The sequence below is a fragment of the Paenibacillus sp. A14 genome (assembly GCF_036864815.1).
GTDB lineage: Bacteria > Bacillota > Bacilli > Paenibacillales > Paenibacillaceae > Fontibacillus > Fontibacillus sanfengchensis.
This window is the reverse complement of the sequence record NZ_JBAGJD010000006.1, coordinates 208,000-223,522: the sequence shown is the minus strand read 5'-3', so window position 1 is coordinate 223,522 and position 15,523 is coordinate 208,000. Positions and strand designations below refer to the sequence as shown.

At 50.0% G+C, this 15,523-nt stretch carries 13 protein-coding genes and 1 riboswitch; of the genes, 10 read left to right on the top strand and 3 right to left on the bottom strand.

The features are described from left to right. The first annotated feature begins 5 nt into the window (after window positions 1-5). The 5 genes from V4U88_RS17630 (at window position 6) to V4U88_RS17610 (ending at window position 8,343) form a co-directional block, all read left to right on the top strand. Window positions 6-1,181 carry a sensor histidine kinase gene (locus tag V4U88_RS17630; RefSeq protein ID WP_334074555.1) on the top strand — a complete coding sequence of 392 codons (1,176 nt, stop codon included), beginning with the start codon at window positions 6-8 and terminating at the stop codon, window positions 1,179-1,181. Next, the gene (locus tag V4U88_RS17625; protein WP_334074669.1) at window positions 1,181-1,837 is read left to right on the top strand and encodes a response regulator transcription factor; all 657 of its coding nucleotides are present in this window, start codon (window positions 1,181-1,183) and stop codon (window positions 1,835-1,837) included. The genes V4U88_RS17630 and V4U88_RS17625 overlap by 1 nt, the downstream gene beginning before the upstream one ends. 123 nt (window positions 1,838-1,960) lie before the next feature. Next, the gene (locus V4U88_RS17620; protein ID WP_334074554.1) at window positions 1,961-2,671 is read left to right on the top strand and encodes a hypothetical protein; all 711 of its coding nucleotides are present in this window, start codon (window positions 1,961-1,963) and stop codon (window positions 2,669-2,671) included. Further along, a complete protein-coding gene (locus tag V4U88_RS17615; RefSeq protein ID WP_334074553.1) occupies window positions 2,638-2,856 on the top strand; it encodes a hypothetical protein in 219 nt (72 codons plus the stop codon). The genes V4U88_RS17620 and V4U88_RS17615 overlap by 34 nt, the downstream gene beginning before the upstream one ends. A 216-nt stretch (window positions 2,857-3,072) precedes the next feature. Beyond that, window positions 3,073-8,343: a tandem-95 repeat protein gene (locus V4U88_RS17610; RefSeq protein WP_334074552.1), complete on the top strand. Its 5,271-nt coding sequence runs from the start codon at window positions 3,073-3,075 to the stop codon at window positions 8,341-8,343. A gap of 8 nt (window positions 8,344-8,351) precedes the next feature. Here V4U88_RS17610 and V4U88_RS17605 read toward each other — a convergent pair whose 3' ends face one another. Both V4U88_RS17605 and V4U88_RS17600 read right to left on the bottom strand, forming a co-directional pair. Beyond that, entirely contained in the window at window positions 8,352-8,777 is a 426-nt protein-coding gene (locus tag V4U88_RS17605) for a potassium transporter TrkG (RefSeq protein WP_334074551.1), read from the bottom strand. A 125-nt stretch (window positions 8,778-8,902) separates the two neighbouring features. Further along, window positions 8,903-9,051: riboswitch (cyclic di-AMP (ydaO/yuaA leader) on the bottom strand. A gap of 71 nt (window positions 9,052-9,122) precedes the next feature. Next, a complete protein-coding gene (locus V4U88_RS17600; protein WP_334074550.1) occupies window positions 9,123-10,367 on the bottom strand; it encodes a cation:proton antiporter in 1,245 nt (414 codons plus the stop codon). Window positions 10,368-10,534: 167 nt separating this feature from the next. Between V4U88_RS17600 and V4U88_RS17595 the strand changes: the two genes are divergently transcribed. The 5 genes from V4U88_RS17595 to V4U88_RS17575 all read left to right on the top strand — a co-directional run bounded on the left by V4U88_RS17595 (window position 10,535) and on the right by V4U88_RS17575 (window position 14,422). After that, on the top strand, window positions 10,535-11,167 hold the full coding sequence (locus V4U88_RS17595; RefSeq protein WP_334074549.1) for a TetR/AcrR family transcriptional regulator: 633 nt from the start codon (window positions 10,535-10,537) through the stop codon (window positions 11,165-11,167). Then, window positions 11,164-12,018: an ABC transporter ATP-binding protein gene (locus tag V4U88_RS17590; RefSeq protein ID WP_334074548.1), complete on the top strand. Its 855-nt coding sequence runs from the start codon at window positions 11,164-11,166 to the stop codon at window positions 12,016-12,018. Before V4U88_RS17595 ends, V4U88_RS17590 begins: the two co-directional genes overlap by 4 nt. After that, window positions 12,015-12,734 carry a fluoroquinolone export ABC transporter permease subunit gene (locus V4U88_RS17585; protein ID WP_334074547.1) on the top strand — a complete coding sequence of 240 codons (720 nt, stop codon included), beginning with the start codon at window positions 12,015-12,017 and terminating at the stop codon, window positions 12,732-12,734. Before V4U88_RS17590 ends, V4U88_RS17585 begins: the two co-directional genes overlap by 4 nt. Then, window positions 12,721-13,452: a hypothetical protein gene (locus V4U88_RS17580; protein ID WP_334074546.1), complete on the top strand. Its 732-nt coding sequence runs from the start codon at window positions 12,721-12,723 to the stop codon at window positions 13,450-13,452. Before V4U88_RS17585 ends, V4U88_RS17580 begins: the two co-directional genes overlap by 14 nt. A gap of 202 nt (window positions 13,453-13,654) precedes the next feature. After that, on the top strand, window positions 13,655-14,422 hold the full coding sequence (locus V4U88_RS17575) for a TerC family protein (RefSeq protein ID WP_334074545.1): 768 nt from the start codon (window positions 13,655-13,657) through the stop codon (window positions 14,420-14,422). Between the two features lie 10 nt (window positions 14,423-14,432). Here V4U88_RS17575 and V4U88_RS17570 read toward each other — a convergent pair whose 3' ends face one another. Next, entirely contained in the window at window positions 14,433-15,515 is a 1,083-nt protein-coding gene (locus V4U88_RS17570; protein WP_334074544.1) for a GerAB/ArcD/ProY family transporter, read from the bottom strand. Between the last annotated feature and the right edge of the window lie 8 nt (window positions 15,516-15,523).

Genomic DNA, 15,523 nt, shown 5'->3' with positions numbered 1-15,523 from the left:
GTATCATGAACCTGGTCAAAACCAATTTAACCATCTGGATTCTTCGAATCGTAGTAGTGCTGACCATTGCCATCGATATGCTTTCCAATAAGCATTTTACTTTATCAAAATTTATTTGGCTGCTATTCGGCCTCATGCTGATTCAGTTGAACGATTTGCTGCGGGTATACGTCCTAAAGAATCGAAGAAACAATGGACTCTATCAGCTGTCTTTGGCATTCAGCATTTTATCTATCGCTTTGTATGTGTACTTGTTAGATAGTTTTGCCACGAATATTTATTACATATTTCCCATCTTTGAAATGTTTATGGGCGCCGCTATGGTTAGGCTATGGCTCCTCGCCCTTCATGCCGCCGTTTATCTCGGACTTGTATATTCACTTAATAGCAGCCTTCAGGATACCTTACTTTCCTATCTCGCCACTTTGCTTGTCGTCTTCCTTTTCCGGCAGAACCAATTGGAGAAGAACAAAGTCAAGTCGCTAAATGAAGAACTGCTTACCGCCAATATCAAGCTGCTGGAGAATGCCAGACAACTAAGAGAAATCACGATTGTCAAGGAACGGACAGACATTGCCCAGGAACTTCATGACAATCTTGGTCATTCCCTTGTAGCCCTAAAGATGCACTTGGAGTTCGCTGGGCAAGTACTGGACAATCGACCTTACCGCTCGGCCGAAGCGATAAATAAAGCGCTCGATATTTCGCAGGCTGCTATTTCTTCACTGCGCAAGGCGGTTTCAGTACTGAAAGAGGATGCGCTTAACCGGGGGGTTCAACTGCAAGAATCCATAAATGAATTGATCCGCAGTATGAAAATGGTCAGTAATCTGAAGTTTGATCTGCATTTTGATCCCGCATGTGAAGAAGCACTTCCCGCCCTTAAGGACGTAATATACAGAACCGTACAGGAAGCCGTGACAAATGGGCTGAAACATGGGCAGGCCGAGCGGTTCTGGATTAGTATCGCAGTTGACAAAACCGGTTCAATGATTAAGGTCCTTGTGGAGAATAACGGCGCAAATTGCACGAGTATCGTAAAATCACACGGTCTGCGCGGGATCGAGGAACGAATCCGGCTGCTTCGAGGAACGGTACGATTCAGCTCCGGGCCAAGATCTGGCTTTACCATCGCGGCTGATCTTCCGTATGCTTCGGGAAAAGAGGAGGGTATGAAATGATAGATATTATTATCGCGGATGATCAGGAAATGGTCCGGGACGGTCTGAAAATGATCATGAGTTTATACGAAGACGTCCGTATTATAGGCGAGGCCGCACACGGGGTGGAATTACTGGAACTACTTAAGTCGGTTAGTGCGGATGTGATCCTGATGGATATACGAATGCCGGTCATGGACGGCATCGAGGCGACAATAGCCGTTAAGGAGCGATATCCGGACATTAAGATCATTATCCTGACAACCTTTGATGAAGATGAGTATATTGTTAACGGTCTGAAAGGCGGGGCTTCCGGCTACATTTTGAAAGATTCCAGTTCAAAGGAAATTATGAAGTCTATTCTTGCGGCCCGGGACGGGAATCTGCTGCTTCATCCTCAAGTCTCTTCCAAGATTGTCCATGCGCTCCACAAGGTGACAATAGAAAGTACGCCTCCTCCGCGTATAGATCTCTCCGCTTTGTTAACGCCAAGGGAGCTTGAGGTAGCCAAAGAGATTCAGCAGGGCAAGAGCAATAAAGCAATCGGCGAAGCCTTGTTCTTAACCGAGGGTACCGTGAAGAATTACGTCTCGCATATTTTGGACAAGTTGGAGCTCAGCAGCCGCAGCGAGTTGATCGTATATCTGCAGCATCAGGGGAGTGCCGGATTAGAATAGTCGCGGAAAAGGGGTTCTAAGTTCCCTATTGACTGGGTTCAGGGAAATTTTTCTTGTCTATTTTTTGAAAAAATCTTGGTAAGGTAGGGGGCGGAGCAAACCGTGAAGAGGTGATAAGCTAACATGATGAAAAAACAATGTCTATTTTGCGATGAGATTGTCCCTACTAAATCGGAAAGCAATTATGACAGATATATAGGCTGCTCCTGTTCTCCCGGCGGATACTACAGCCTGCGGTCAGACAGCTACGAAGCTATCCAGTCGTTCACGCACCAAAAGAAGAGAGAGATGTTTCATTTGATATCCGCTTATATTCGGGAGCGGACGGACTCCGATGATAAGGTCACGCTAACCGTCAGCGATTTGGAAACCATCGCAAACTCGCCCGAGATTCCCCTGACTCTTGAGGACAAAGGACGTCGGCTACTTCAGTACTTATACAGACATGCCAGCAATCCGGGGGAATCGGTCGTCATTCATCCGCTCTCCAGCAACTATAACCTGACGTATTCTCCCAATCTGCAAGAACTGGTGTACATTATCGATAAGTTGAGGAACGAGCATCTGCTCATCCGAGAGGGGATCAGTTTTCAGCTTACCGAAAAGGGATGGAGCGAAGCGGCCGCTATCGCCGGAGGAAAAAAACGGACCCCGTGCTCCGTTCTCCTTCCTGTTCAGGAAGAGCTGCGGTCGGAATGGCTCGACGGATTGCTGCCAAATTCGAGCAGTACGGCTATCTGCCTCGCGTTGTTACGCTTTCGGGTGCGAAAAACCGTGAAGAGGAATTCTCTTTGGAAAGGATGTCGGAGAGTAAACGGCTTATCGTTGATTTAACGGGGTATTCTCCCGAAGTTTATTTTGCGGCCGGTTATGCGTTCGGTTTGAATATCCCGATCATTTGGACTGTGCACCACAGCAGTGGGGCCCATGTACAACTTCCCGGAATTGAAGAGATTCGTCCCATTGTTTGGGAGAGCGTAGAAGAACTGGCGTTTATACTCCAACATAAGTTGGGTTAGGTTCTGCCTGAAAATGAAACTTTCATAGCGCCATTGGCGCTTTTTTTTATTTTCTACATCGGAAAATCGCTGTTGGAGAAACCAGGTCAGAGTGGTAAAAAATATGTCGACTTTTGTCGAATGTTTCTATACAATGATTCTCACATACCGTCACGAAAAAACAGAACACTGTGCGGTCTTTGCTCAACATTTTGGGTTTTTGGGGGAGTTTTTTAGATGAAAAAAAAGATCGCCATCCTCGCGGTTTCATCGCTTATCGCTTTGACTCCGCAACATGCTTTCTATGGGCAGGCCCAGGCAAGCCCGATGCAGCCGACATTGCTGCAGGACGGAACTTGGGGAAAGCCGCCCAACGTTATCATGGATATAGAGCAGAACCTTGTGGGAAAATCGGCGGATGCCGTAATGGCGTATTATCGGTCGGCACTCCAATTCCAGCTGCCCGATCTCACCGGGCAGTCGGTTACCTCGGCTAAATTGCGCATTAAAGTCGACGCTATTGAAAAAAGTGATGCTGAACTGATTCCTTTTTTGACGCTCTATGGATCCACGGTCGATAGCTGGGGCGATTCCTTTCCCCTGAATGATACGGACCAAGCGTTGGGAACGAAAACGGGGAGCGATCTTCAGCCAGGCTGGCTTGAATACGATGTCACCGATTTTGTTTCGCGGCAAACGGACGGGATCGTTTCTTTTGCCTTGCTTGCGAATGAGACATTTGGCGGAAACGTGGACTATCTGGAAATATTCTATAATTCCAATGATGCCCCCTTCGATCAACCGGAACTTGTGTTGGTAACGGAAGATGCGGCTCCGCCCGTTACGCCGTCCCAACCGCCAGGCGCGATCTCCGAGACCGTTCAGGAAGATGCTGTGGCTGAAGGGCTCGTCGTTGCCAAGGTTCCGGGAGATACCTCGGATGTGACGCACTTCAAGATCACAAACATTACGGGAGGTAAATTGTACCGCTTTAATGATACGGTCGCCATCCAGGATGGAGAATTCATCACTTCGGCGGAAGGTTCGGCCGGTTTGAAATTCGTCCCGAATCCAAACGCCAACAGCGGCGACGGAGCCTTCTCTTTCCTGATGCAAGCGGCACAGGACGCTACCGGTAAAGGTTTGAGCGGCACGGCTGAGGCGCGCATTACTGTCACCGCGGTGAACGACAGCCCGATCGCGCATGACGACGCGCTTCCGTCGATCGAACAAAATTCGGGGGATTATACGATCCCCGCCTCGCAATTGCTCGGGAATGACGATTCGGGCGCGGTGAACGAGAACGATACGCTGCGGATCGCTTCGGTCTCAACTGACCCGAGTGTCGGCACGGTAAAGATCTCCCAAGACGGAAATAGCGTTATTTTCACGCCCGCGCACAATTACGCAGGACCGGCCTCTTTTACTTATGAGGTACAAGATAACGGATTGACCGGGGGAAATCCCGACCCGAAGACCAGTGAAAATGAAGCTACGGTCACCTTCCAGATCGAAGCTGTCTCCGACATCCCAAGCGTGACCGACGCCACGACGGCTGAAGACCAGCAGACCCAAAACGGTCTGGTCATTACGGCAAACTCGTCGGTCGGGGCGCCAACCAACTACTATAAAATTACCGGAATCACCGGGGGAATCCTGTTTAAAACCAATGGGACCGCTCCTATTGCCGAAGGTTCCTTCATTACGGTTTCCGAAGGACTGGAAGGGTTGAAATTCACGCCGAGTCCTAATGCGTATGGTACTTCCGGATTCGGGTTTTCCGTGCAGGCCGCTCCGGAGACCGATGGCAAAAAATTAAGCGGAAAGGCGCACGCTCAAATTACGGTGACCGAAGTTAACGATCCTCCCGTCGCCCTCAACGATACGTGGGACGATATTGACGAAGACGCCGCTCCCGTGCGTATCCCGATTTCTCATTTGCTGCAAAACGACTCTGCCGGCGCCTTCAACGAGAACGACCAAACCTTGACGGTTAAGCCGGTTAACGATTCGGAGAGCGGAACCGTCAGGTTGGATGGCGGCGATCTGGTCTTTACGCCAAAACCGAACTATAACGGCGCGGCGAGCTTCAAATATAAGTTGACGGATAATGGGACGACCCATGGTGAGCCGTCGCCGGAAGAGACGGAAGCAACCGTTTCGTTCACGATCCGCTCGGTGGCGGACATCCCCGTCGTAACCGATGCCGTCACGGAGGAAGACACACAAACCTCCGAAGGCTTGCAGATCGGACGAAACGCTTTTGACGGAGTGGATGTCCAGTATTTGAAGATCACCGATATTCAGGGAGGCACGTTGTACAAAAACGACGGCACTACCCCGATTCCGGCAAACAGTTATGTAACCATGAGCGAAGGTTCGCTCGGACTGAAGTTCTCACCAAACCTTAACGCCAACAGCCAGGCCGGAGACGCTTTCTCGTTTAAGGTACAGGCTGCGACCGGTCAAGACGGCAGGGGGCTGAGCGACCCCGCGAAAGTGACGATTTCAGTTAATACCGTTAACGACGCTCCGGTGGCGGTCGATGACGATCATCTGGAAGCGGTGCCGGAGAATTCGGGCGAACATACGATTCTTGCGTCCGAGTTGCTCAAAAACGACAGCAAAGGAGCGGATAATGAGTTTGGACAAACGCTGCGGATTACTTCGGTGGAAAAGGTTCGCGGCGGAGATGTGCGTCTTGATGACTTCGGTAATGTGGTGTTCACGCCTGAACCGGGTTTTCGGGATATCGCTTCGTTCCGTTATCGGGTAGAGGATGACGGCGGGGTGGAAAGCCAAGCCCTTGCGTTCATCACCGTAGCTCCGCTCACCGATCGTCCGCAAGTTACCGGGGCGGAGACGGAAGAAGATACCATGAATTCAACGGGTCTCGTGATAATCCCGACGGATGGCGGAGGATCCCCGGCGACGCATTTTAAAATCAGCGGGATCACCGGGGGAAGGCTGTTCCAGCATAACGGTTCAACACCGATCCAGGACGGGGAGTTCATCACCGTTTTGGAAGGTGCCGACGGCTTGAAGTTTATGCCTAATGAGAACGCCCATGGAAGCTCGGGATTCGGCTTCATGGTTCAGGCGGCGGCCGATGGGAATGGAGCATTGCTGAGCGATGCAGCGGAAGCGGTCGTCCATGTGACCGAAGTCAATGACGCGCCAGTGGCGAAAGATGACCGATTAGGCAAGGTCAAGAAAGGGACCGAGCAAGTCAATTTCTCCTTTAACGAACTTACGGCTAACGATGAGGTCGGCCCTCCCGATGAAGCGCTGTGGCAGTCCTTGACGATTACCGACGTTCAAGCGGTGGAAGGAGGGACGGTCGAACTGGCCAACGGCCGCGTCGAGTTCAGGCCGTCGGAGCAGTTCACCGGCCTGGCCAAATTCAATTATACGGTAACCGATAACGGTCGAACCGGTGACAATGACGACCCGAGAACGCATACGGCGGAAGCCAGTTTTTATATATTGGATGAAGATCAGCCGTTTATTACATTGGCCGGCGAACCGTTAATGTATCTGTTGAAGGGTGAGCCATATGTAGAACCCGGCTATTCCGCCGAAGACGAAGTCGACGGTGATTTGACGGAGCGGGTTACCGTAACGGGGGATGTTTACTCCGGCGAAATCGGACCTTATATTCTCCGATACAATGTAGAGGATAATAGTGGAAATGCCGCCCCGGAAACCACCCGGACGGTCCAGGTCGTATCCGGCGAGTTGGTGGATTTGTCGATCGGTTCCGCAACCTTGACCCCTTTGTTCGAACCCGGCGTTACGTCTTATTTCGCCGAAGTTCCCGGTGGCACAAGCTCCGTCACTGTTTCGGCTCAAACGGAAGATCCGGCGGCAACCGTGACGATTAACGGAATGACAGGAACTTCAAGAAGCTTGTCCCTGGCCATCGGGAGCAATCCGGTGACCCTCATTGTCACGGCCCCAGGCGGAGCTATTAAAATATATGACTTGGATATTACGCGAGCGGCCATGCCAAACAACCCGGAGCCGATTCCTGATACGAAACCGGATCCGGTTCCGACGCCGGGACCAAGGCCAGATTCAGGTTCCGGTTCGAATCCGTCCTCGGATTCAGATTCGAACTCAAATTCCAATCCCCCGGGCGCACTTACTCCGACAAGTCCCTCCCCGGCAATCCGTCAGGCCAAGGTAATGGCAGGGGAGAGAGAAGAGAATGTTGCGCGGGTCGAAATTACCCGTACCCTGAAGAACGGGGTTGCCGTAGACTCGGTGACATTCGGAAAATCAAAGGCTGACGAAATCGTGGCGAAAGCCGCAGCCACCGGCGCCGGCATGGCAAGAATCGTCGTCGACGACATCCCCGGCCAGCCTGCCGATGAAGTCAATGTCAGTATTTCCAAGGAAGCTCTTTTGAAGCTTAAAGAGGGGAATTTGGGGCTCGCCATCGAGGCGGGCGGTGCCAAGATCAGTTTGCCTATAGATTCGTTAGGCCAACTGAACGATGATGGAAAAGACCTTTATTTCCGGGTCGTCCCGATTCGTAAACCGTCCGAAACCGAGACGGTTCAAGATCGGGTAGAGTCGGCACAGGAGTTTCGGGAGTACGCCATGGGCCGGAACGCGCGTGCCGTCGGTCAACCGATGACGATCGAAACGAATTACACAAATCGGGCTACGAAAGTCATGTTTCCGTTGACGGGCATTGATCTTCCTGAGGATGCCCAGGATCGCAAGAACTTCTTAAACGGTTTGGCGGTGTTCATCGAACACAGCGACGGAGAGAAAGAGCTCGAGTTCGGACAGCCGGTTTACGATGAAACAGGGCATCCGATCGGCATTGAAATCGACGTCCGGAAATTCAGCACATTCACGATTATTTCTACGGAAGCGGACTACAAAACCTATTTACGGTATATCTCCGGTTATCCGGACGGGAAATTCCACCCTGCCGAATCCGTTACGCGCGCCGAGATGGCCAGGTTGATCGCCATTCAAACAGAATTCAGCGAAGGCGCCGGTGTAAATCCGTACTCCGATCTGGCGGCGTCGCATTGGGCCGCGAAAGCGGTTCTCCAACTGACCGGTGCGGGCATTCTTTCCGGCGATCTGAGCGGGCGGTTCCGCCCGGAGGCTGGAGTGACCCGCGCGGAAATGGCGGTCATTGCGTCCAGACTGCAAGGACTTGAGCTTACCAATACAAGTGAAGCGTTTACCGATACCCAAGGCCATTGGGCGGCCGGCGCCATTAACGCGGTACGTGAGGCGGGATACATGCTCGGATACGAGGATGGTTCATTCCGTCCGAACCAGACGATGTCACGCGCGGAAGCCATCGTTGTACTGAACCGGCTGTTCGATCGCCCGCTGCTGGATCGCCGGGCGATCGGCGAGTCCAGTTGGTCCGATGTCCATCCAGCGAGCTGGGCGGCGCCCGATATCGAATCGGCCTCCCGGAACCTGCGAGTGCATAAGAACGGCAGCGTGGAGATCGCTGCCGGAGATGAGCAGTAAATAGCCAGTTAAGAAGCTAAACAAAAGCCAACCGGTATACCAAATACCGGTTGGCTTTCTTTTGTAAGATAGACGAATACCCAGGGAAGGGATACTATAGAAAAAACGCACCGCCCGCCAATCTGAATCAAGACCATAATGACGATTTGCCCAAAAAGCGAATAGACACTACCGGTATCCACCACGATTAGGCCGTTCACACATATCGCCGAGGTGGCTGTAAATAAAGCATTCAGGAGTCCGACGGATTTCCCAGTGGAGGAAGAATGGGGAAGCGTCAGCAAGGCCGTGCCCATCCAAATTAAAATGAAAAAAACGATCATAATGAGTTGGGGAGGCGTCGTGTTCTTTTTTAGCCTGTTTATAAGGGACTCTGCTTTTAAAAAAGCGGAATGCTGTGGATTATCACTCACATTCTCCAGTTGCTTGTTCACCGGATCCACTCCGTTCTGTTGGGATAAATAAAAAATTTTTATCAAGCATTAGAAAAGCCCGGAGGCAGAGACATTCTGCCACCAGGCTCGGTTTTTCGAAGCATGGACTAGACTAAGTTACAAACATGTTCTCTCCCAAGACGCTGACGAGGTTAGCTGTCGGATTCGGGATTGAGAGTTCCCGTTCTTCCTTTCCCAGAAAGAATTCACCCCTTGAAACGGCCAATGGCCGTGGTTCCCCCGCTCCCCTAAGGGGATTAAGCGATAAGTTTATGAAATTATCGTAATTAATCTTATGTTAAATAGCTCTAAAAGTAGATATGAAGGTTCGATTTAAAGTCGCTCTTAATTCTTATCCATGCCTGTTTCTATCGGTCCTTTAGCTAACCCCAGTCTTTTTACCAAAGGCTTAATACTCAGCCCTTGCGCAAGTAGTGAGAACATCACAACACTGAAGGTCAGCACCAGGATTTCGTCGCGTCCTTCGAAGCTCGGGGGCAGGCTCAGTGCGAGGGCAATCGACAAGCTGCCTTTTAATCCACCCCAATTTAGAATTAACTTCCAGGAAGAGGGGAAGGTTTTCAGAGAGTAGAGACTTGTATAAACGGCCAACGTTCTGCCCACTAGAACAATAAGAATGGCCGCGCCGATTAAGGCCCACTTGTCCGTAAAATCAATATGCTTGATTTCAAGTCCGATCATGAGGAAAATCAGTGAATTGGCCACTAACGTAATCACGTCCCAAAACGAGTTGATATTCGTCTTTGTTGTTTCGGACATGCCAATGCGCGCCCCGTAACTGCCGAAGATCAGCCCGCCTACGACAACGGCGATCACGCCGGACACATGAAAATGCTCGGCAATAAAGAAACTTCCAAAAAAGAGGAGCATGGAAAAGGCGATCTCCAACGGATAATCATCGTAAAAGCGAATGAGCTGGGAAAAAAGATATCCCAAAATGCCGCCAACCGCGATACCGCCTAGGCTGAACTTCAGAAAAAGCAAGACACCGCTGCCAACCCCTCCCCAGCCCATTTCCATATAGGTGAGCAAATATATGGAGGAAATCTGGAATAATACGACGGCAATTCCGTCATTAAAAAGTGATTCTCCTTCAATAATGGTGACAACTTTCTTGGGTACTCCCAAAGACTTGAAGATGGAGATGACGCTGATCGGATCCGTAGCGCTCATGAGCGCCGCGAATGTGAAGGCGACAACGATCGGCAGCCCCGTCAAACCATACATGGCAAAGGCGATTAGGAGAAAGGAAAGCAGAGTGCCTCCGAACGCAAGGGCAATGACCGGTTTGCTCTGTTCCCGCAGATGCGAGAAAGGGAGTTTTAATGTGGCGTCGCCCAGCAGGATAGGAAGGAACAGGGAGATGATAATCGCCTGAAACACATTAGATTGGGTAATGAACGATTCGGCTTGATCCAGGACTGGTATATGTATCAAACCGAGAAGTAAGCCTACTATAACTAACGCTATGGAGTAAGGTTGATTCATTTTTTTGGCGAATGCGATTACCCCCATCGAAATGGCCAGTAAAATCAAGAGTTGAACGAAAACCTCGTTAAAGTGATGCATAGCGGCACCCCTCTTCAAAAATAGAATCTCCATAATATTGTACCCAAAAGATGCAGGAGGTCCAATCCATTGACATTTTGGACTAGAAGCGTTATTTTATGAATATAAAATAAAAATATTCACAGATACACAATGACGAATGTAATGTAGAGGATGTGCGATTTTAGATGCCCAAAAAATTTACCGATCAGGAACGCGAATGGATCCGGCAAAAGCTGTTGACGGAGGCACGCCATCTATTTGAGAAAGCAGGGCTCCGAAAAACGAGCGTTGAAGAATTAACGAGGGCCGCGGGTATCGCTCAAGGTTCGTTCTACATGTTTTTCGGATCGAAAGAGGAACTATATTATGAACTGCTTCAGGAGGAGGAGCAGCGTATCCGCAAGGCCGTTCTGGAATTGTTCCCTCCTAATGATGTATGCACCAGGGCAAGTATTCAGCGCTTTCTGTTATATTCCTTAAGATTGATGGATGAAAGCCCGTTGCTCAGACAAATGATGGATCGGGGAGAAATGGACCTATTACTCAGGAAACTGCCCCAGCACATGCTCGAACGAAACTTTACCCAGGATCAGGATGCACTTCTACCTGTGATCCAGGCATGGAAGAAAGCCGGCATTTTACCTGAGACTGCACCGGAGTCCATCGTAGGCATGGTCCGAGCCTTGGCGCTTCTGGCACTGCACAAGAATGAGATTGGAGAGGCGCAATTTACGGCAACGATCGAACTGTTGGTCGATTTATTGTCGGCCGGCATGCTCGCCGTGTCTAAGCAGCCGAAAGGAGACGGAAAGTCATGATCGAAGTAAGCGGACTTCAGTTTACGTATCCAAACGGGAAGGAGCGAACGCTACGCGGTCTTGACTTTGTCATTCCAAGCGGGGAGATTTTTGGTTTCTTGGGCCCGTCGGGCGCCGGTAAAAGTACGACACAAAAGCTGCTTATTGGCTTGCTGAAGGGATATCAGGGAAGTGCAAAAGTAATGGGCCATGAAATTCGCGATATCGGCCCCGAGTACTACGAGCGAATAGGGGTTGCCTTTGAATTCCCGAACTTTTACAACAAATTTTCGGTGCTTGAAAATTTAAATTTGTTTCGGTCACTTTATAAGGGAAAGACCGAGGAACCCATGAAATTGCTGGAACAGGTCGATCTTGCGGCTGCCGCAAACATGAAGGTTTCCCAGCTTTCAAAGGGCATGAAGATGAGATTAAACTTCTGCCGAGCGATACTGCACGATCCGGACATTCTCTTTCTGGATGAACCGACCTCCGGGTTGGACCCTGTAAACGCCAAACGGATGAAGGATTTGATCATGGCTAAAAGGGCGGCCGGCAAGACCGTCCTTATCACCACGCACCACATGCAGGCGGCAGAGGAACTCTGCGATCGGGTGGCCTTTATCGTCGACGGGGAAATCAAATTGATCGATTCGCCCAGAGAATTGAAACTACGCAAGGGAAAAAAGGCGGTTCGTGTGGAGTACCGAGAGGAGGGGAAAATCGTGGAAGCGGTTTTCCCTATAGATCGACTCGGGGATAATGATCAGTTTCTTCGGCTCATCCGGAAATCTCCGCCCGAAACCATTCATTCGCAAGAGGCAACCCTCGAACAAATATTCATCGAGGTTACAGGGAGGCAGCTTGTATGAAAGGCGTATCCTTATTCTTGTTTGATCTGCGTTTCCAATGGCGTCACGGTTTTTACGGGGTTTATTTGTTCGTTTGTTTCTGCTATTGGATTCTGCTTCGTTTCGTTCCCGAAAATTATCGGGAAATTACGGCCACGGTACTTACCTTCAGTGATCCCGCAGCCTTGGGACTTATTCTTGCAGGCGGTATAGTTTTGCTGGAAAAAGACCAGGGCATCCACGATCCACTGTTCGTAACTCCGGTTTACGTGCGGGACTATTTGCTGTCGAAGGCGACGTCGTTGACGGTATTGTCTCTTACCGCGGGATGGATCATCCATTTGTCGAGCGGCAGCCTCCCGAGTTCTTCATTCGCTTTTTCTGCGGGGGTTGTTCTAACCTCAACTTTTATGACCTTACTATCGATTGGCGTAGCCGCACGCTATAGAACCGTGAATAGCTTCATTTTAATGACACAGGTCTATGCGATGCCGGTTGTCCTTCCGTTGCTCGGCTTTTTTGATCTCTGGCATTCAAACCTGTTTTTGGGGCTTCCCACTGAAGGAACGCTGCGGTTGCTTCAATTTGACCATAACGGATCACCTGGAAATATGTTGTATTCCCTAACAATTTTAACGGTTTGGAATGTTGCGGTTTATTTCTGGGCTCACCGCTCATTTTCCTGTTTTATACTGAGGGAAGCGGGCAAAGGAGGTGGCGTCCGTGGGAATATATAAAACTCTTCTAATTAAGGATTTTCGACACGCGTGGCAAGATCCCGTGTTGATGGCAGCCCTGTTCGGACCGTTGGTGCTCCTGATTTTATCAAGATACGGTTCTCCTCCAGCCATCCATTGGGTCGAAGTGAATTATGCATTCCAAGTCGAACATTACCGTGGCTTTGCCGCATTATTCCTGGCTAGTACTATCCCTATGTTGACAGGTATGCTTACGGGCCTGCTTATGCTTGACGAACGCGACGAAAACATGATTGTTTATTATGCAGTTACTCCTTTGATGCGAAAAGGTTATTTGCTGTATAGAATGTTACTTCCATTTGTGCTATGCGTTGCTTTATCCGCGCTTTATTTGTCTTTTTCCGCTTTGCAGGCGATTGATTGGAACACGCTCACCTTGATTACATTGCTGTTGTTGGCCCTGGAATCGCCGCTGCTCGCGTTATTCCTTGCCACTTTTTCCGCGAATAAGGTGGAGGGGTTGGCCCTATCCAAACTGGGAGGGATATTAGTAGCAGGGCCGGTGGTGGCGTACTTCGTTCCGGGTTACTGGCAGGTATTAGGAGCCTGGCTGCCTAGCTACTGGCCGGCCAAGGTTCTGCAACTGACCAAAGAAAACGCCCCATCCCTAGCTTATGTTTTCTTATTAAGCGGGTTGTTGCTACATGTTATATGTCTATACTTTATGTTTTCTGTATTTAAAAACAAAGCCTCATAAGTTCTCATAAGTAGATGATTTTCATGCAGACTTTTAAACGATCCAACGTAAGGCACGGAATGAATAGCCGATCCTTCCGGTCCCTGGAGTCCCAGGGACCTTTTCAATTTTGTGTGATAAAGCGGACAGCAATATCAAATAATAAATGACGATTAAGACGTATCCGACGCCGGGAGAGAGCAAACGAAAGGAGCACTGCTGATTGGACACATTTTGGCTGCAATATGTATGGGCTTTGCTTATTCTGATTGGGCTGGAAGGTTTGTTGTCGGCGGATAACGCGCTCGTATTGGCCGTTATCGCAAAACACTTATCGGCTGAACAGAGAAAAAGAGCGATAAATTACGGAATCCTTATGGCTTTTGTTTTTAGGTTCGCCGCTCTTTTTGCCATTTCCTTTATAGCCAATGTTTGGCAAGTACAAGCGATTGGCGCAATTTATCTTTTGTATCTCGGATTAAAACACATCATTAAAGCGCGTAAAAGTAAAGATCCGGAGCCGCTGCATGGTGAAACGGCAGAACCACCCGCAGGCAAAGGCTTTTGGCCTACCGTCGGGAAGATCGCCTTTGCGGATCTGGCCTTTGCCATCGATTCCATACTTGCGGCGGTAGCTCTTGCTTTGGGTCTGCCGGATTCCCCGCTGGGGGAGTTTGGAGGGATGGATGGAGGACAGTTTATCGTCATCGTACTTGGTGGCATTGCCGGATTGATTCTGATCAAGTTTGCGGCTACATGGTTTGTGAAATTGCTGGAGCAGCGCCCCTCTCTGGAGACGACGGCCTATGCCATCGTTGCTTGGGTGGGGGTCAAGCTTACAGTAATTACTCTTGCTCATGAAGATATTGGAATATTGGATCCGCATTTCCCGCATAGTACAACGTGGACACTTATTTTTTATGGGGTTTTGATTGTGATTGCACTCCTGGGGTGGTTTGCTCCATATAGTAAAAAGCCGAAAAATGAATAACAGTCGTGGATCACTTTCCATTCAGTATTTTGTTCTTCGTTTTCTTGGGCCGGAGCAACGCGAATAGAAGTAACGGAACGAGAAGTGCGAAGGCTCCGAACAGGATGGGACGGGTCTCCGTTAACTCGCCCAGTTGCACGGCCGAATCGAAGAACCACATGGAACAAACGAGAGCCAATATGCCGACGGGAGCTGCGGCCAGCTTGGCGTTCAAATTCGGTATCATTAAGCATGTGACTTGGCACAAAAAATAAAGGGTGATCCCGATTTTCAGCAGCGCCGTGGGCATCCACGCCGCCGCGATCACCATATCGAGCCGATCCAGGAAATCGGTAACCCGGAGTTGCCGGATCAGTTCATACGGTGGATCCCAAAACATCGTCGTGAGGTCGGGGCCGAACAGCACCAACTCACCTAAAATCATAATGGTCGTGACGGTGATCCCGACGGCGATGCCAGGCAATATTTCAGCAAGGCGGAAGGTCCGTTGTCCGAATAACAAAGGCATCAGCATCAGCTCGGCAAAATGGCCGAAAGCATAAACGGACGCTTCCGCGACGCCGAGCGGACGCTCCAGCACGGGGCTTAAAAAAGCCAAACGGGCTTGTCCTGTCAAAAGTGCCGGAAGGAAAAACACCATAATCACGAATGGCGGCCCCAGAATGACACTCGCTCTAGCCGTTACGACGATGCCGCTTTTGGCGAAAAGCACGGCCGTAAAGACCGCGGTACTGGCAAGGATGAACAAAGGGGTCATCGGAAGCAGGTAAACATTCAGCAAACTGACCAGAAAACGGATGTCGTGTGAAATAGTAAAGATAAAGACGAATCCGTAAAGGAGAAGAACGCCTTTACCGACCCAAGGCCGCCGTGAAATCATGGCGTCAACCAGCGAAACATTCGGGAACCGCCGCTGCACAGCGTCCATTATCCCCAGGGGAAGAAGAACTGCGATTCCCGCTATTATGTATCCCATCCAGGCATCCTGCCGTGCCGCAAGAATCATCGGAACAGGCGGATGTTTGATCCCTATAGACACCATAAACAGCACGGCGATCATATTCGTTTGCAGTTTGGAAACGTTTTGTTGCATCCGGAAAC